We start from the raw sequence: 18,948 nt of genomic DNA, 5'->3' as shown, positions 1-18,948 counted from the left end.
TAATCGGAAGGAACTAATTCGGGCTGCCGCCCGGAACCCACTTAAAAGATAAATTCAATACATTTAAAGTTTAAAAGGCTTTGCCCTAGAACCCTTTTTTACCGATTGTTAATCGGAAGGAACTAATTCGGGCTGCCGCCCGGAACCCACTTAAAAGATAAATTTATTAAAATCAATTAGGTTTTTCCAAGCCAGGAATTCTATAATTAGAATCTGTTTTAAATATTAAAGGATAAATTTCGCCTTCTGAATTTATTTGTCCAACGCCTATTATTCCATCTTCATCTGACATTTCAAACGAGCTGAGTAATTCTTGGTTTTCTTCACCATATATTTTCTGTTCTAACAAAATTCCATTTAAATTAGTTACTTGAATAAAAACATCATAATTTGGCCATTGTTCGACACAAACACCCCCCAAAACAACTTTATTATCAACAATCTTCATATCTTCTATTTTTGATAATGGTTTAATAGATAAAATATCAAAAAACTCAACATCTAAAAGATTATTGTTATTTTTTATAGTATTTGAAACTTTCATATAGAAACCTTTCCATTCTTTTTCATTTAAAGAAGATGCATAACCTCCTATGTATAGATTACCTTGATTGTCATTTTTAATACTCGAGGGATATTCATTGTATACCGTAGTTCCATATTCATCATAAAATAGAAGGGTACCATCCATACTATATTCTAAAAATAACAAATTATGTTGTTTTTCAAGATTAGAATTTGAAGTTCCCACAGCAATTATATTGTTTGAATTAACAGCAATATCGATGATTTTTTCTTCGTTTTCTCTTCCAAAAGAATTTTCCCATATTTTATTCCCACTTTGGTTTATTAAAGAAACATAAGCTTGAAAATTGTTATTTATTAAAACTTGTCCTGCAATTAAATACCCATTTGAAGTATTTTTTAAGCTATTCAATGTACCTTGATAATTTAATATATTGGACCAATTCATAGAACCACTTTTTGAAGTATTTAAAACATATGGTTTACCGTTTTTTTGGCCCACAAAAATGAAATTATTGTTATGTATTATAAAATCATTAAGGCGAACATTACCACTGTCGATAAAAACTTTAGTTTTGATTTCTCCACTATTGTTAATAAAATAAACATAATATTGGTCTTTATTCTCAACCAATAAGATATATTCATTATTGTTTATCTTTTTAATTTTCTTAAATATAGAATTTTTTTCATCTATTTTTTGAAAGAAAAAATCTCCTTTATCTTGTTTTACTTTTGCTTTTTCATTCGATGAAATATATTCTAACAGAGGAATTTTTTCATATTCAGAATTTGAAGTTAAATAAGCAATAGAACTATCCTTACTTGAGAACAAGAATATTGTACTGATAATAAAAGTGGATCCTAAAATAGCCACTAAAATATAAAATGGGATTTTTCTTTTCATTTATTTCCTCCCACTAATTTATAACTAAAATAAATCTTTTAAATTATATCCTGTATTTAATGTTATAAGAATTAGGATCATGCCAATTGAATAAAAAATCAACTTTCACATTTAATTTCTTTTCCATTTCTTCCTTAAGTGCAGGAGTTAAATAACCTGATAAATTATGAAAAGCGCTTATCTCTATGGCTTTTATTTGATCCCTTTTTATTTCTTTTATGGAAGATTCTATTTCTTTCATTAATTTTCCAAATACTATTGATGGAGAAACGATCTTTCCTGTTCCATGACATACTGGGCAAGGAAAGTACACCACAGAGTCTAAAGCTGGGGTAGTTCTTTTGCGAATCAATTCTAAAAGACCCAAATTTGTAAATCCTACAACTGTCAATTTAGATTTATCTTTTTGGGATTCTTCTTTAATCACTTCAATAACTTCTTTTCGATGCATAGGATCTTTCATATCAATAAAATCTACGACAATCATACCCCCGATGTTTCTTAATCTTAGTTGTCGAACAATCTCCTTAGCTGCTTCCAAATTTGTTATATAAGAAGTTTCTTCTACATTTTTACCCTCAAGGTTACTAGCTGAGTCTACGTCAATAACAGTTAAAGCCTCTGCTCTATCTATTGTAATAATGCCACCATTTTCTAAAACAACTTTTTTATTAAAAATTTCATTCATTTGGTTGTAAACACCATATTCTTTAAATGAATCACCTCTAACGAACTCTAATATTGGCTTAAACTTAAAAGTCTTCAAGAGTCTTTTTAATTTTCTATAAATTTGTTTGTTGTCAACTATGATCTTTTTCGTGTTTGAATCTAATCTTTCTCTTAATATGTACTCCATAAAATCAGTTTCTTCAAATAGAATCTGAGGTTTATTCGCTGCCTCATACTTTTCTTGTATATTTTGAAAGATTTGTCTCAAATTTTCTAATTCGCTTGCAAGTTCCTCTTCTTCCATACCTTCAGAATTTGTTCTGAATATAATTCCTTCGCCTTTCTTTAAAAGCTTTTTTGCTATCTCTCTTAGTCTTTGTCTCTCATATTGACGAGTAATTTTTTTAGAAATTCCGATATTATCGCTTGAATATGGCAAATAAACCAAGTATTTCCCTGGAATACTTATATACATTGATAATTGAGGACCTTTGCGACTACTTCCATCTTTTTTTACCTGTACCATCACTTTGTCCCCAACTTTATAGTTTTCCGCTTTTCCAATTGTGTCTCTAAACCTTAAAAAACCGTTTTTACCGGTTCCTATGTTAACAAAAAACGCCTCTAGACTAGGAACTACATTTTCGATTTTACCAACAAATATTTTACCGGTATTAGTATCAGTCTCAAAATCTTCAAAAAAAATCTCCGTCAGCTTATTATCTTCCAATATAGCTATTCTTATCTCCTCTAGTATTTTACTAAAAATCATTATCTTTTCTTCGTTCATTGGTAGAACCCCTTTTCATCGAACATTTTTTAAAAAATTTTTACCATTGAATTTATTCATGGCTTCTTCTATTTTACCATCTAATATGTAATCTATGGCTTCACATACCACGTCTAATATAATATACAAATCACCTAGTTCTTCTTCTGTAAAAGGAGTTAAAACATAGCTCGCTAAATCACCACTTCCGTGAACATAATTTTTATTAATCCCAATTCTAATTCTTGGAAATTCTGTAGTTTTCAATACAGAAATCAGTGATTTCAAGCCTTTATGCCCTCCATCAGATCCGTTTTTCCTGATTCTTATTTCACCAAAATCTAACCAGATATCGTCATGAATTACGAGTAAGTTTTCCTCAATTTTACCATACTTTCTAAATATTACGGGAAGTACTTCTCCACTTAAATTCATAAAAGTTAGAGGTTTGATAAATAAATTATCACTAAAGGTAAAACCTTCATAATTTTTACCTGATACTTTTTTGATGTCATAAAATTTTTTTTTCTTTTCTTCATATCTATCTAAAGCTAAAAAACCCACGTTATGCTTAGTAAAAACATAACGCGGGCCTGGATTTCCCAAACCTATTACTAAATTCTTCATTGATTATTCTTCCTTATCTTCTGTTGCTTCTTTTTCCATTATAACCTCAGGTTCGGCTGTCACTTCACCTTCTTCGAACTCTACTACTATTTCTTCTTCTTCAACTATTTCTCTAGGTTCTATAATTCCAGCTAATACTTCATCGTCTTCTAGAAGTATTTCTGCACTTTCTGGCATGATTTTTTTTATGTCCTCTACAATAATGTTATCTCCTATTTCTAAGTTCGAAATATCTATTTCAAGAGTGTCTATAATATCTGAAGGCAAAATTTCTACAGGGATCTCATGCAAATAAATATTTAAGGTACCTCCCTGCTCAACTCCTACCGGTTCTCCTATGTAAGTTATTGGTATATTAATATTCATCTTTCTGCCTTCTTGTGGACAATAAAAATCCAAATGAATAGGCTTATCAGTTACTTTGTGCCTCTGAATAGTTTTAATAAAAACAGTCATTTTTTCGCTAGAATTTTCACCTTTTATATTTAATTCAATTAATGTAGTAGCCGTTGCCTTTTCAATTAGCCTTTCTAAATCATTGGTACGTATATTTATATGTTTATTCTCTTTCATAGAAGGGCCATACACTACCGCGGGTATTAACTTTTCCCTTCTATATTTGTTTGCCTTTAATTTTGGATCTCTTTCTAATACCTCTAAACTGAAAGTATGTGTCATATCTTAACCTCCTAAATTACCAAATTTAGTTGTTTTAGAAATTCTAAAACACAAGTTTTTATAAATGTTATAGTTTTAAAAGCTAAATTCTTTAGCGAATTTGATACTCTTGTACCAAAAGGGCAGGAGGGCTGCCGCCCTTGAACCCATTTAAATTCTAAAATTGACTTTCTATTTCTAAATAAAAAACTTTAATCATCTAAAGAGTATACTAACAGATAAATTCTTTCTTATTCGCACCATTGCTTCACCTAAAAAATCAGAACATGCTAATTCAATAAATTTATCTGGCAATTGTTTATGATATATTGTGTCTGTAACAATTATTTTATCAATTCTTGAATTTTGTAAATTTTCAACTGCATTTTGGGAGAATACTCCATGTGTTGCGCAAGCAATAATTTTCTTGGCCCCAGCTTTATCTAAAGTTTCTGCCGCTGCGATGATAGACCCCCCCGTGTCTATGATATCATCAAATAATATACAATCTGCGCCTTTAACGTCACCGATAATTGTTATTATCTCGGCTACATTATCTTTTGGCCTTCTTTTATCTAAAATAGCTAAAGGGAAACCTAATTTTTCTGCAAATTTTCTAGCCCTTTTCACTCCACCAACATCAGGAGAAACAACAACTATGTTTTCTGAAATACTTTTTATATCATCTAAAAAGTATTTTGTAAATATTGGATAACTCCAAAGATTGTCCACTGGAATATCGAAAAAACCTTGAATCTGCTCAGCATGTAAGTCCATAGTAACAACTCTTGTTGCACCTGCAACAGTTATCAAATTAGCAACAAGCTTAGCAGTTATTGGATCTCTCCCTCTAGCTTTTCTATCTTGTCTTGCATATCCGTAATAAGGAATTATTGCAGATATTGAAGCAGCTGAAGCTCTTTTTAACGCATCGATCATAATAAGCAATTCCATAATATGGTCATTCACGGGAGGAGAAAAAGATTGAATTATATAGACATCAAATCCTCTTACAGTCTCATTTATTCTTACGTTTATTTCTCCATCTGCGAAAGTTGAAACCTCACAATCGCCAAGCCTTGTACCCATATATTCACCTATTTTTTTGGCTAAAGGAGGATTTGAATTACCCGCAAAAACCTTGAATTGCTTTTCATTTGCCGACGACATTTTCATTCTCCCTTCAAATTATTTTTCCATTTCTCTTTAACCCAATTAAGCTTATTAACTTGTTGTGCCCTACCTAAAGCCAATGAATCATCAGGAACATCTTTTGTTATTACTGAACCTGCTCCTATTAATGTATTTTTCCCAATCTTTACAGGAGCAACTAACGAAGCATTACTTCCAATAAAAGAATCATCGTCAATAAAAGTTTCATACTTTTTTCTACCGTCATAGTTGCAAGTTATAGTACCAGCACCAATATTCACATTTTTCCCTACATAAGTATCACCTAAATAAGTCAAATGTTGTGCTTTACTGTTAGTAGCGATGTGTGTTTTTTTAATTTCGACAAAATTGCCAATTTTTACGTTTTCTTCTAGAAAAGTACCTTCTCGTAATCTAGAAAAAGGGCCTATTTTCACATTGTCTTTTATTTCACTTAATTCGCATTCTGAGCGTATTATTTTTACTTTATTTCCAATCTTACAGTTTAGTATTCTGGTTAACGGTCCAATTTCACAATTTTCACCAATAATTGTCCTGCCATATATAAACGTTTGAGGTTGAATTATAGTATCTATTCCAATTTCCACATCAGGAGATATATAAGTTGAATAAGGATCCACAATAGTTACACCGCTTAACATCAACTTTTTCATTATTTCCATTCTTATCTTTCTTTCTACTTCCGCTAGCTGAATTCTATCATTTACTCCGAGTACTTCTGCATTGTTTTCTAACTGTATTACTTCAGTTTTATCCAAAAATAAAAAAACGTCAGTTAAATAGTATTCTCCTTGGACATTTTGAGGCTTAACTTTATCTAGAGCATCTTTGAGTTTTTCAGAATTAAAGATAGCTATTCCTGTGTTTACCTCTTTAATGTTCTTTTCATTTTCAGAAGAATCCTTATCTTCTACTATTTTTATCAACTGATTTTTAGAGTTTTTTATTATTCTTCCGTAGCCAGTTGGGTCATCTAATACAACTGATAAAACAGTCGCATCGTTGTTGTGTTCTATATGAGTTCGTTGAAGAAGATCCAGAGTTTCTTTTGATATAAAAGGTACGTCACCATACAAAATTAAGATATTATCTCCCTTTTTCAGAAAATCTTTTGCACACATTACTGCATGAGCTGTACCTAATTGTTCCTTTTGTTCAAAAATTGCAATGCTAGGATCGATTAATTGTTTAACGATTTCAAAACCGTTACCTAAGACAATAGCTATTTCCTCGGAAACTTTTTGAGCAACGTCAATTACCCAGTTAACCATTGGTTTATCGAGAATTTTGTGAGCTACTTTTGGAATTTTCGAATTCATTCTCTTTCCTTGACCAGCTGCTAATATCAAAACTCTCACTTTGCCCCTCCACCTTTACTCCTATATTCATAAATATTCACAACTTTGTCAAACAGTTTCTAATTATATCTTCTGTTGACATATTTTTCAAGTCCATTTCATTAATTATTTTCATAATTTCGTATCTTTGAAATCCTAATGTTTCTAATGCTTCTAAAGCATCTCTTACATTTTTTGTTGTAGATAAATCAGCCGCAAATGGACCAACCGTATTAAATATTCCAGAAAGTTCAGCAATTAAACGTTCTGCTGTTTTTTTTCCAACGCCTGGTAATTCAGAAAGCCCAACGATATCTTCTGCGTTAATCATGCTCACGAGCATCTCCGCACTAACTCTCTTTAAAATTTTAGAGGAAGTTCTCGGGCCTATTTTAGAAACTTTTTTTAAAGCTTCATAAACATCCCTTTCAAACTTATCTTCAAAGACATACATAGAACTATTCCATTCATTAATCTCAAGACATACATAAAAGTCTACTTCATCACCAATATTATAGTTTTGTAAAACTTTAAAGGAAGGATAGGCTTCAAATACAATATTTCCTATCCTTATTAGTATAATTTCTTCTTCAATCTCTTCTATTGTTGCTCTAAGTTTTCTTATCATGAGAACCTACCTTTTTCTATTATTAAGAAATCAAGTTGGTTGAGAAAAATTCTTTAATCTTGCCAACCAAATACAACGAGCCTGTAACAAAGTAAACGTCGCTTTTTTCTGAGAAAAGTTTCATAAAAGCTTCAAGTGTATCTGGAATAAATTCAACATTATTGTTCCATTTCTTGAATTCTTCAAAAACTGCTTCTGGATCTTTCCCTCTTGAGGATGGAACAGAAGTGATTATTATTTTATCAAAAATAGGTGAAATAATTTTTGCGATATTTATATAGTCTTTATCATTCAAGATCCCTACCATAGCAGTTTTGCTTTCATTTGGACAATAAACTTCAACGCTTGTTCTTAACTGTTCAGCAGCAGCTACATTATGAGCTCCATCTAGGATAAGTTTTTTGCCATTTATTTCTGTATAATCAAAACGCCCTTCCCAAACAAAATTTTTCATGGTTTCTCTAAGTTTGTCCACGGACAGGTCAATTTTATATTTTTCTGCGAATGCTTCTGTAGTTGCTAGAGCAATAGTTACATTTTGCATTTGAAAAGTGCCATTAGCTTTAAATTGTAAGTCCTTCAGATCTAAATTTATACCCTTATAATCCAATAAATTTTCATTGATATGATACCTCGGATTTTCAAAATAAAAATCTTTGTTAAACTCCAGTACTTTATTTACACCGACCTCTTTAGATCTTTCTAAAATAACATTTTTGGGGGATTGATCTATATTTCCCAAAATTACAAAATTGTCTTTTTTTAAAATTCCAGCCTTCTCAAACGCTATTTTCTCCTCGGAGTCTCCTAGAGTTTTTATATGATCTTTTGATATAGATGTAATAACAGATACATCTGAATTTACAACATTTGTTGCATCTAATCTACCTCCAAGTCCTACCTCTAACACAGCCAAATCAACTTTCTCTTTTTCAAAGAATTTAAAAGCTAAAGCAGTTATGATTTCAAAAAATGAAGGAGAAAAATCCTTTCCTTTCTTATCCATTTCTTTAATTGCGCTTTCTATTTCAAGATAAGTTTGCATAAACTCATTTTCTGTGATATTTTTCCCGTTTACCTTAATTCTTTCAGTTATTGAAACAAGATGTGGAGAGATATACGTTCCAACTTTTAAACCTTGACCAATAAAAATATCAGAAACCGCTTTTGTTACACTCCCTTTTCCATTTGTGCCAGTTATATGTATTACTTTATAAGAATTTTGCGGATTTCCAATTCTTTCAGCTAGTTCCTCGATTCTAGTTAGTCCTAACTTAATTGCAAAATTAGCTGATCCTCTTTCATAAAGATTATCTATCAAATTTACGAATTCCATTTAATTTATCTCCTTCATTAAATGTTGTAATTTTTCATATTGCCTTTTACTTTCCTCTAACTTCTCTCTAGCTTCATCGACTACATCAGGATCTGCTTTTTCTACAAAATTTTTATTAGATAATTTTTTTTCATATAATTCGATGTCTTTAGAAATTTTTTCTAACTTCTTAGATATTCGTTGTTTTTCCGCTTCTAAATCAATTAAGTCTCCTAAAGGCATATAAATTTCTATATTTTCATCAACATAAACGGTGGCAGAACTTACCGGCTTTGCTTTTATTTCTTCTATCCTTTTTACAAATCCTAGATTTGAAATCAATTCTTTGTTACCTTCAAACCACTCTTCTAAAGCAGTCACAACTTTGTAATTTAGCGACACTTCTTGAACCTGTGGAATATTCATTTCTGCCTTTATATTTCTTATTTCTCTAACTACCTCCATAATTTTTATGAAATCTTGTGCCTCTTTTTCAAAATAATATTTTTTGTCGCAAACAGGCCATTTCGCTGTGATCAACAACTCTGAGTCTCGATCAATTGGCAATTTCTCCCATAATTCTTCTGTTATGTATGGCATGAATGGATGCAACAATCTCAATGAATTATCAAAAACCTTAACGAGTACATTTTGAACAATCATTTTTTCTATTCCTTCAGATTTTAACCTATTTTTTGAAGCTTCTATGTACCAATCACAAAGTTCATTCCAAAAAAACTCATACAACAGTTTGGCTGCTTGATCAAATAAATAAATATCCAGATAATTAGTAACTCCTTCGATAGCATTATTTAGCCTAGTTAAAATCCATTTATCCTCAATTTTTAAATCTCCTTCATTTAACTCAATTTTATTATAATCATCAATATTTAGTAAAACAAATCTAGTAGCGTTCCAAATCTTGTTCGCAAACTTTCTATATGAGTCAAAAAATCTTACATCTAGGTTTATATCTCTACCCTGAGCAGCTAAAATAGCGAGTGTAAACCTTACCGGATCAGTACCATATTGACCAATCATCTCTAAGGGATCGATCCCATTCCCTAAAGATTTTGACATTTTTCTTCCATATTTATCTCTGACCAACTGGTGAATATAAACATCATGAAAAGGCTTTTCTCCCATAAATTTTTCACCAAACATAATCATTCTAGCAACCCAAAAGAAGATGATATCAAACGCTGTAATTAATAAATCCGTTGGATAAAATGTGGCAAGATCTTCTGTTTCATCTGGCCAACCAAGTGTTGAAAACGGCCAAAGTGCTGATGAAAACCATGTATCAAGCACATCTTCATCCTGTTTTATATTATTTGAATCACATTTCTCGCAGGCCTCAATATCTTCCACAGAAACATTTATATGGCCACAATCTTGACAGTACCAAACAGGAATTTGATGACCCCACCAAAGTTGGCGAGAGATACACCAATCTCTTATCTCATACATCCAATTGAGATAATTCTTTTTCCATCTTTCTGGGTAAAATTTAATTTCATCGTTTTCAACAACTTCAATAGCCTTTTCAGCTAATGGTTTCATCTTTACAAACCATTGGTCTAGGAGTAGAGGTTCAACAACATCGTTGCATCTATAACAATGTCCCACTGCATGAACATAATTTTCTTCCTTCTCTAAAAGATTTTCATTTTTTAGATCTTCAACAACTCTTTTTCTAGCTTCATATCTATCTAGTCCCTTATATTTTCCACCATTTTCATTAATTTTTGCCTTTTCATCAATCACTTGTATCATTTCTAAATTATGTCTCGCCCAAATTTGATAATCATTTGGATCGTGAGCGGGGGTTACTTTAACCACTCCGGTTCCAAATTGAGGATCAACATAAGGATCAGCAATAATAGGTAATTTTCTTCCTATCAAAGGTAAAATCGCTGTTTTGCCAATTAGATGCTTATATCTATCATCTGAAGGATTTACCGCTAAAGCCGTATCTCCCAGCATAGTTTCTGGTCTGGTTGTAGCAACTACAACAAAACCATCTTCTCCTTCAAGTGGATATTTGATATACCATAACTTTCCTTTATCTTCATGGTGTTCTACTTCGTCATCAGCAAGAACAGTTCCGCATGAAGGACACCAATTAACTATGTACTTTCCCCTATATATTAAACCATCTTTATACAAAGTAACAAAAGCATTTCTTACTGCTTTGTTTAAGCCTTCATCTAAAGTAAATCTTTCTCTACTCCAATCTACTGAAGCACCCAAAGCTCTTATTTGGTCTCTTATATGACTCCTATACTTATCTGCCCAATCCCACACTATTTCAATGAACTCTTCTCTTGAATAATCATCTTTTCTTTTACCTTCTTCTTTCAATAGATACTGCTCAACAACATGTTGAGTAGCAATCCCAGCGTGGTCTTCTCCCGGAATCCATAAAGTCTTTAAGCCTTTCATTCTTTTATATCTAACAACAATATCTTGAAGCACTATATTTAATGCATGCCCAATATGCAATTTACCTGTTATATTTGGGGGAGGTATTACCATACAAAACTTTCCGTTGCCCTCCTTTTTAGGTTCAAAAGAACGACTTTCCTCCCAAATTTTATACCATTTATTCTCTAAACTGTGTGGCTCGTATCTAGTTCCTATGTCCATTATTATAATCCTCCTAATTAAAAAGAGTCTATATATCCACTTTTGCTTTTTAATATTTTTATTTTAGTAAAGGAACAATTAATGGCTCCAATTACTTCATTTAAGTTCAAGCCTTTTGTTTCGATTATTCTTCACTTAGAGTTTCGGCATCATTACTAGCAGCTTCTTCCTGTTTTTGATTTTCTTTACTTGAATCTTCTTCAGTTTCAGAAATTTTATCAACTTGAGTACTTTTTAAAGGAGGTTTGCTTTTTTGAAAGAACTCAACAGATGGCATATCTGTTTCCCTTCTTCTTGAAAGACCAGCTTCTGCCGAAAATACTCCTTTATATCTCATTGGTTTCTGAATAGCTTCTACCTCACTCAATATTGTAACAGAAATAATTCTTAAAACAAACCCTATAATAAAAATTATTTGGATGCCATGATATGTATCTCCCAAAAAATTAATTTGTGTATCTTTAAGAACATTGGCTATCGACCCTCCAATAAGAGAAGCTGAAATTGCGGCTATTCCTCCCATGAGAGAATTAGCTGCGATATAGTTTTCTGAGGGTTCTTTTGTTAATTCTAGTAGTAAATTGAATATAGATAAATTAATCGCCGACCAAGCAAAGGCAGAAAGAATTGCATTTAAAAAAAGAATACTTCGATAATTATGAGAACCCATGAGAAAATACATCAATGGACTAAAAGTTGATAAAAATATACCTAAAGTTAATACATTCTTGCTTCCAAATGCATCAGCTAAAACTCCATAAAATAAATAAAGAAATATGGATATAATACTGTTTAAAATGCTCATCGTAGCCAAATAATTATAATCTACATTCAACACAGCTACTTCAAAGTAAGAAAAATACGGTCTTGAAAACTCAATAGCAAAATTCCAGAAAAAGATGAATCTCAAGTAATTTCTAAAATTTTTGTCTTTAAAAGGTTGAGTTATGTTTATTTGAAAGATTTCTTCCTCATCATTTTTTTGAGGGAAGTCATGTTTAGTCAATAAAAAAGCAGAAAGAATTGCAAAAAAAGCCATAAAAATAGTTACTAAAAGCAAACCATTTTTAAGATTAGGAAAACCGAGTAATTTAGTATATAAAAATAACATTACCATACCCGCAATAGAAGAAAAGATATTTCTAATTCCGAAATACTTTCCTCTTAGATCGAAAGGAACAACTTCTCTCATTAAAGCGGTCCATGTGTTACCAACAAATGTTCCAAAAAAAGAAAAAAGTAAAATAATCAATAAAAGTGCGTTATTAGATCTGACATCAAGAAGTATTAATATCGGAAGGATAGCAAACAAACACCTTGATATAAACGCATTAACAATCATTCCTTTTTTCCTTGAACCAATCAAATTATTTACTTTTGGAGTAAAAATCTGAAACATTTGTGCTATAATTGGAAAGGAAGTCATTATAGAAATATACAGAGGAGAAGCATTAAAATACAAAGCTAGAGTTGTAAATATAAAACCTTGGGTAGCTATGTAAAAAGCGTTATAGCTAGCTGCTTCTGCAATAGAAATGATCATTGTTTTATTGTACTTTGTCATGGTTATTAATTCTCCTTTGTTTTTTGCTTTTTTATCTTAATGGTTTGCTAAACTAATAACTCTTATCTACAGCATATTATAATTCACAAATGAAAATTAAAGTTTAATTTAAAATTTAATAATTGTTATATTTTGAAATTAATGATACACAGAAATTTTCATCTTTCGGAAGGGAGTACAAGAAAAATGCAGAAAAGTCATCCTTACGTGATTTGGGCTAAAAAAGTAATCGAGAATTATGTGAAATACAAAAAAAGGATTCAATTTGATGCAACACTTCCTAAAGAAATGTTTGAAAAGCAAAGAGGCTGTTTTGTAAGCCTTCATAAAAAAGATGGTCAATTGAGAGGTTGCATAGGAACCATTTTTCCTGTGTATGAAAATCTAATAGAAGAGATAAGAGAAAATGCTATTGCTGCTGCCACTAGAGATCCAAGGTTCCCTCCAGTTAATCCTTCTGAATTAGATGATCTAGTTGTATCTGTTGATATTTTATCAGAATTAGAAAAAGTTAATGACTTAAAAGAGCTTGACCCAAAAATTTATGGTGTTGTTGTAAAAAGTGGTTATAAAAGGGGCGTTTTGTTGCCAGATATTGAGGGAATAGAGACAGTTGAGGAACAACTAAGAATAGCTAAAACAAAAGCTGGAATTCATAAGGATGAACCGATTGAAATATACAAATTTACTGTCGAAAGGTATTATTAAAGTATTTAGAGGTGAATAATTAATGAAAATAAACTCGTTATTTTACGATGTTTTGAAAGAAGATATATTAAAATGTACTTTGTGTCCACATGAATGTGTTTTGCATCCAAATGAAAAGGGATTTTGTGGTGTTAGACAAAATATAGGTGGTGAAATGTTTTCGTTAAACTATGCAGATACAACTAGTATGGGATTAGATCCAATGGAAAAAAAGCCGCTTTATCATTTTCATCCAGGAGAGAAAATACTTTCTTTAGGTACTTGGGGATGTAATTTGAAATGCCCTTTCTGTCAAAATTATGATATTTCTCAAGAAAAACCCTCCACTTTGAGAAGAGTATTTCCTAAAGCACTCCCCACAATACTAGAAAATTACGAGAACGTTCATGGAGTTGCATATACTTATTCTGAACCAATAGTATGGTTTGAATTCGTTCTAGATTCAGCAAGGGCGATAAAATATTCTAATCCTGAAAACTACAATGTCCTTGTAACAAATGGATATATAAACGAAGAAGCTTTAAAGTTGATGTTACAATATATTGATGCTTTAAACGTTGATTTAAAAAGTTTTGATGATAAGATATATAGGAAATATCTAAAAGGAAGCTTGGAACCAGTCAAAAGAACTATACAATTAGCAGTGGAGAGCAACATACACATTGAAGTGACAACTTCGATTGTTCCCACAATTAATGATGATTTAGATATGTTAGAAAAAGAATTTACTTGGCTCGCTAGTTTATCCAAAGATATACCACTTCATTTATCAAGATATCATCCAGCATATAAGTTTGACAAACCTGCTACAAGTATGTCGTTTTTGGAACAAGCGTTCAAATTGGCAAAAGAATATTTAAATTTTGTTTATCTAGGAAATGTCAGGAAACCAGAATATGGAAGCACATATTGTCCTGATTGTGGCGTTCTTCTTATCTCAAGAAACGGATACAATATCGATATAAAAGCTTTAAACTCAAAAGGAGAGTGCGAACATTGCGGAAGAAAAGTGGTCGAGGTATAAGACCATACCTATATATAGCAGCAATAGCAGTAGGAATAATTATTCTTGGCTGGCTCATTTTTTCAAAACCGGTGCCTGTATACCAAGAAAAGATATTTTCTTCTTTAGGAACTGTTGTCAGAGTTAATTTAGCTGGAGATAAAGTTTCTTCTGAAGTATTAGTTAATATTGCTGAAAAAGAATTTTCGAGAATTCATAATAAATATAGCCCAAACACTGAAGGTAGTTTGATATATATTTTAAATGAAAAAGGTAAAGTAAAGGTCGATGAAGAAGCTTTATTTTTATTTCAATCTGCTGTAAACTATGCTGCTTTAACAGGTGGTGCGTTTGATCCAACCGTAAGGCCTTTAATCAAGTTGTGGGGATTCGATGATGAATTTTCTACAAAAAGAGTTCCAACTCAAGAAGAAATAAATCAGGCATTGAGTTACGTTAATTACAGGTTTATCAACATTGACAAAGAAAATATGGAAGTTTCTTTTTTAAAAGACGGCGTTGAAATAGATTTAGGGGCAATTGCAAAAGGATATGCAATTGATTTGGTTATACAAAGGATTAGAGAAGTAGATCCAAAGGCTTCAGGTTTTATTGACGCCGGTGGCGACATAGGAATAATAGGACCTAAATTCAAAGAACTTCCTTGGGTAATAGGTATCAGAGATCCATTCTCGCAAGATTATTTTAGCGCAATAGATACAATTTATCTTACGAATGGTGGAGTAGCTACTTCGGGAGACTATGAAAGATATTTTATTTCTGAAGGGATCAAATATCATCACATTTTAGATCCTAAGACTGGATATCCCGCAAGGGATGCAGTGAGTGTTACCGTTATCTCTGAAAATGCTATGACAGCCGACATTTTTTCAACCGCTCTCTTCGTATTAGGATATGAAAATCCGGCATTAGAGTATTTTACAAATTTTGGTATCCAAGCATTAATAATTTCTCCTACAGGTGAACGTATAGAAACAAGTGGTTTCAACTATTTTAGGGAGAAAATTAAATAATGAAGTTTGCTAAGAAAAGTGATTTTTTTATTTTGATTATAATATTCGGTATAATCATTCTTTTTATGTCTATTACATCTCTCCGTTCTGACGGTGTTGTAGATGGCGCTCAAGTTTTTTTAAAAGGTGAAAAGATCTTAGAAATAAATAAAGAAGGTACTTACAGCATATACAACGAAGATGGAGAATTTTTGATGAATGTAGAATACTACAACGATGCTGTAAGAGTGACTGAGGCTTCTTGTCCCGATAAAGTATGCCAAAACACTGGATGGGTAAGTACTCCAAATCAACCTATTGTATGTATACCTAATAAAGTTGTCGTTAAACCAACTGGAAAACAAAACAAAGCAGGAGTCGATTTGTACACATGGTGAAAACTAAAAAAATTTCATATATTGCAATCTTAACTGCCCTAGCATCTGCAGTTTATTATGTCGAAAGTTTTTTGCCACTTCCTGTTGCAATACCGGGAGCACGTTGGGGATTCTCAAACTTTCCTTTGCTGCTCTCTGTAGTAACTGATGTTGGAATAGCCAACACCTTATATATAGCTATATTAAAAACATTGTTAGGTTCAATTTTGAGTGGTCGTTTTTTATCGCCAATGTTTTGGATGGGATTAGGTGGTGCAATTGCTAGTGCTCTTGCTATGTCTATCTCTTTCAAACTAATGAAAAAAGCTAGTGTTTTAGGAATAAGTGAAATAGGAGCTTTTTTCAGTAACACAGCTCAAACACTGATCGCTGGTTTATTTATAGTAAAATCCAAAGGAATAATTTGGTATTACCCTTATATGCTTTTCTTTGGAGTCATAACGGCTTTTATCAATTCGGCAATAGTTAGCACAATACTAAGGAGTGTAAAAATTGACCAATTCAAAAATTAAAATAGTTCTAGGATCATCTTCTCCAAGAAGACAACAACTATTAAAACTTATAGTAAATGATTTTACAATAAGAGTATCAAACAACAATGAAAAATGCTCTTCTATCAAGCCGAAAGACCTTGTGCAAGAGATATCTTTAAATAAAAGCAATGATATTCCTCTTTTTCCACAAGAACTATTAATTACCGCCGATACTGTGGTGGCTTTAGGAGATAGGATCTTCGGAAAACCAAAAGATTACGATGATGCTTTTGATATTTTAAAAACTCTATCAGGACGTATTCATCAAGTTTATACCGGTGTAACTTTACGCAGTATTGAAAAGATCGATACTTTTGTTGAAGTGACAGATGTTACCTTTTATGAATTAGAAGACTGTCTAATTGATTACTACATAACCAATTACTCTCCCTATGATAAAGCAGGAGCTTACGCTATACAGGAATTTGCTGCAGTATTTGTAAAAAAGATTGAAGGAGATTACTATAACATAATGGGTCTACCAATTGCAAAATTATATAGAGAAATTAAAAAGTTCACATCAAATACCTATTAAAAAGGAGAGAAAAATGGACGATGAACTACTTCCTAGGGAAAAACTTGAAAAATTTGGGCCCTCAAGTTTAAGTGACGCGGAGTTAATTGCATTAATCCTAAGACATGGAGTTAAAGGTATCAGTGTTTTTGAAGCAACTCAGAATTTATTAAATGAATATAAAACTCTTCCTTCTCTAGAACAAGCCTCTCTTAAAGAACTTTCAAGTAAAAAGGGTGTGGGAAGGGTCGGAGCTATAAATCTAAAAGCTGCTCTTGAAATTGGTAAAAGATTTCATTTACAAAAATTGAGAGAAAAGCTAGATAAGATAACTTCACCCATGGAAGTATATCAAATCTGCCAAGATATGGTTCATTTGAAAAGTGAAACCGTTAGAGCAATATTTTTAGATTCAAAGTTAAATATAATAGCCATTAAAGATATTAGTAATGGTACAGCTAATATGTCGATGGTACATCCTAGAGATATTTTCAGAGAGGCCATACTCCACAATTCAATCTCTTTTATTATTGTTCATAACCATCCTTCTGGCGACTCGACACCTAGTATGAACGATGTAGATATCACAAAAACAATTACCGAATCAGCAAAAATTATAGGCATACCTATGAACGACCATATCATAATAGGGAAAAATGAGTATTACAGTTTTTCGGCGGGTAGGAGGATAGAAATTAATGAATGAAAATGAAAAGCAATACGAAGATCAAGAAGAAAAGTTAAAAAAGATATATCAAGTTAAGAAAGAATTGGAAAAAGAGCTTGAAAAAAAAGGGATCAAGCTCCCAGAAAAACCTGAGAAAAAAGAGAAAGTAAGAGTAGTTTATAAACCTGACTACGAAATCGAAAAATTGAGCGTCTCGATAAATAGTCTTAATAATTGGTTTGACATAGTAATAAATGATATTGATTTATCAAACGAAAAGCTTGCCTATTTTTTTGAGTTACGATTGAGCAATAAGAACGTACTAGAATACTGTAACCAATTTGGATTAATGCATTTATTGAGAGGCGACTATCAAAAAGCCGAAAGAATGTTTAAAATTAACAAAAATAATTTTGATTCACAGATAAATTCAGGTTTTCTGAAAATAATTAGAAAAGATGAGGACACCTTTTCTTACCTAAGTGATCTAATTGAAAAATATCCAAAGAATGGATTGAGCTATTTAACTATGGGGCTTTACTTCCTTAGAGAGAAAAATTATGCCCAATCTTACAAATTTATAGAAGTTGCAAACAAAGTTCTGGATTACTCTTATATAAATATAGCTCTAAATCTCTATAATAAAGAAACGCAAAAAGCTCTTTCTTTTATGTCAAAGTCCTACCTTGAAGGAAAAGCAAAAAAAATTCTTAATTTATTAAATTACTACATTGCCATTTTAACAGAAGACACCGAGAAAGCCGGCTCTACTTCTTCGATGTTAAGGGAAGGAAACTCAGCATGCGAGAAGTGTGTTAGAGTTCTATCTACTTCTCAAGTCGTTGAAGTTCCTCAATATTGTATGTTGTACGAAAGAGTTTTATTTGAGATTGGCAAACCTAAATCATATTCTCTAGAGGATTCTGAATTATACGAAGTTTTATTTTACAAATATTATTCCGATAACGATGTTCGTAATTTTAATTCTTTATGCAAAAAAATCCAGTATTCTTTTGATAAAATTCCTATTGCACTAATTCCTTCTATTGAAACACAACGTAAACCAGTCTTTAAACTCTTGTCTATTCCAAAAACTGCTATAAAAGTCAATTTAAAAGGTCCAGCCTACTTTGACAATTTTAAGACGCTCTTTAACGAAATAACTAAACAATTTAGTAAAAGTTTTACTTTTCACTTAGATTTACCTTTTTTTGAGGCTTTGAGATTGATATTTGGTTGGAGAATCTGTCAATTTTTATACTCTTAAAAAATTTGCATAATAGCATATTGAA

At 31.6% G+C, this 18,948-nt stretch carries 18 protein-coding genes; 8 read left to right on the top strand and 10 right to left on the bottom strand.

The window, feature by feature from the left end:
* Positions 1–172 precede the first annotated feature (172 nt).
* The 10 genes from PKN74_RS06185 to PKN74_RS06140 form a co-directional block, all read right to left on the bottom strand.
* The gene (locus tag PKN74_RS06185) at positions 173–1,432 is read right to left on the bottom strand and encodes a hypothetical protein (protein WP_472309654.1); all 1,260 of its coding nucleotides are present in this window, start codon (positions 1,430–1,432) and stop codon (positions 173–175) included.
* 43 nt (positions 1,433–1,475) lie between these two features.
* Complete coding sequence (locus tag PKN74_RS06180) at positions 1,476–2,891, bottom strand: Rne/Rng family ribonuclease (protein ID WP_472309652.1); 1,416 nt, start codon at positions 2,889–2,891, stop codon at positions 1,476–1,478.
* Between the two features lie 15 nt (positions 2,892–2,906).
* Positions 2,907–3,497: an aminoacyl-tRNA hydrolase gene (pth, locus tag PKN74_RS06175; protein WP_472309650.1), complete on the bottom strand. Its 591-nt coding sequence runs from the start codon at positions 3,495–3,497 to the stop codon at positions 2,907–2,909.
* Positions 3,498–3,500: 3 nt separating this feature from the next.
* Positions 3,501–4,175: a 50S ribosomal protein L25 gene (locus tag PKN74_RS06170; protein WP_472309648.1), complete on the bottom strand. Its 675-nt coding sequence runs from the start codon at positions 4,173–4,175 to the stop codon at positions 3,501–3,503.
* Between the two features lie 195 nt (positions 4,176–4,370).
* Positions 4,371–5,324 carry a ribose-phosphate pyrophosphokinase gene (locus tag PKN74_RS06165; protein ID WP_472309646.1) on the bottom strand — a complete coding sequence of 318 codons (954 nt, stop codon included), beginning with the start codon at positions 5,322–5,324 and terminating at the stop codon, positions 4,371–4,373.
* Positions 5,325–5,326: 2 nt separating this feature from the next.
* Positions 5,327–6,685, bottom strand: coding sequence for a bifunctional UDP-N-acetylglucosamine diphosphorylase/glucosamine-1-phosphate N-acetyltransferase GlmU (glmU, locus tag PKN74_RS06160; protein ID WP_472309644.1), 1,359 nt, complete (start codon positions 6,683–6,685; stop codon positions 5,327–5,329).
* A 37-nt stretch (positions 6,686–6,722) separates the two neighbouring features.
* Complete coding sequence (gene ruvA / locus PKN74_RS06155) at positions 6,723–7,292, bottom strand: Holliday junction branch migration protein RuvA (protein WP_472309642.1); 570 nt, start codon at positions 7,290–7,292, stop codon at positions 6,723–6,725.
* A gap of 22 nt (positions 7,293–7,314) precedes the next feature.
* Positions 7,315–8,628 carry a bifunctional folylpolyglutamate synthase/dihydrofolate synthase gene (locus tag PKN74_RS06150; protein ID WP_472309640.1) on the bottom strand — a complete coding sequence of 438 codons (1,314 nt, stop codon included), beginning with the start codon at positions 8,626–8,628 and terminating at the stop codon, positions 7,315–7,317.
* A complete protein-coding gene (locus tag PKN74_RS06145; RefSeq protein WP_472309660.1) occupies positions 8,629–11,259 on the bottom strand; it encodes a valine--tRNA ligase in 2,631 nt (876 codons plus the stop codon). It abuts the gene before it with no gap.
* A 121-nt stretch (positions 11,260–11,380) separates the two neighbouring features.
* Positions 11,381–12,820: an MFS transporter gene (locus tag PKN74_RS06140; protein ID WP_472309638.1), complete on the bottom strand. Its 1,440-nt coding sequence runs from the start codon at positions 12,818–12,820 to the stop codon at positions 11,381–11,383.
* Between the two features lie 186 nt (positions 12,821–13,006).
* Here PKN74_RS06140 and amrA point away from each other — a divergent pair, with 186 nt between their 5' ends.
* The 8 genes from amrA to PKN74_RS06100 are packed head-to-tail and all read left to right on the top strand — an operon-like array spanning position 13,007 to position 18,923.
* Entirely contained in the window at positions 13,007–13,528 is a 522-nt protein-coding gene (amrA, locus tag PKN74_RS06135) for an AmmeMemoRadiSam system protein A (protein ID WP_472309636.1), read from the top strand.
* Positions 13,529–13,550: 22 nt separating this feature from the next.
* Positions 13,551–14,552 (top strand): AmmeMemoRadiSam system radical SAM enzyme, encoded by a 1,002-nt coding sequence (gene amrS, locus PKN74_RS06130; RefSeq protein ID WP_472309634.1) that lies wholly within the window; start codon positions 13,551–13,553, stop codon positions 14,550–14,552.
* Entirely contained in the window at positions 14,525–15,565 is a 1,041-nt protein-coding gene (locus tag PKN74_RS06125) for an FAD:protein FMN transferase (protein ID WP_472309632.1), read from the top strand. Before amrS ends, PKN74_RS06125 begins: the two co-directional genes overlap by 28 nt.
* The gene (locus tag PKN74_RS06120) at positions 15,565–15,942 is read left to right on the top strand and encodes a NusG domain II-containing protein (RefSeq protein WP_472309630.1); all 378 of its coding nucleotides are present in this window, start codon (positions 15,565–15,567) and stop codon (positions 15,940–15,942) included. The genes PKN74_RS06125 and PKN74_RS06120 overlap by 1 nt, the downstream gene beginning before the upstream one ends.
* Positions 15,936–16,454: a Gx transporter family protein gene (locus PKN74_RS06115; protein WP_472309628.1), complete on the top strand. Its 519-nt coding sequence runs from the start codon at positions 15,936–15,938 to the stop codon at positions 16,452–16,454. The genes PKN74_RS06120 and PKN74_RS06115 overlap by 7 nt, the downstream gene beginning before the upstream one ends.
* A complete protein-coding gene (locus PKN74_RS06110; RefSeq protein WP_472309626.1) occupies positions 16,435–17,010 on the top strand; it encodes a Maf family nucleotide pyrophosphatase in 576 nt (191 codons plus the stop codon). The genes PKN74_RS06115 and PKN74_RS06110 overlap by 20 nt, the downstream gene beginning before the upstream one ends.
* A 13-nt stretch (positions 17,011–17,023) precedes the next feature.
* Positions 17,024–17,695 carry a RadC family protein gene (gene radC, locus PKN74_RS06105; RefSeq protein ID WP_472309624.1) on the top strand — a complete coding sequence of 224 codons (672 nt, stop codon included), beginning with the start codon at positions 17,024–17,026 and terminating at the stop codon, positions 17,693–17,695.
* On the top strand, positions 17,688–18,923 hold the full coding sequence (locus PKN74_RS06100; protein WP_472309622.1) for a tetratricopeptide repeat protein: 1,236 nt from the start codon (positions 17,688–17,690) through the stop codon (positions 18,921–18,923). Before radC ends, PKN74_RS06100 begins: the two co-directional genes overlap by 8 nt.
* Positions 18,924–18,948 lie beyond the last annotated feature (25 nt).

This window comes from Defluviitoga sp., from assembly GCF_035349255.1.
Classification (GTDB): domain Bacteria; phylum Thermotogota; class Thermotogae; order Petrotogales; family Petrotogaceae; genus Defluviitoga.
This window is presented reverse-complemented; position numbering and strand designations above follow the sequence as displayed.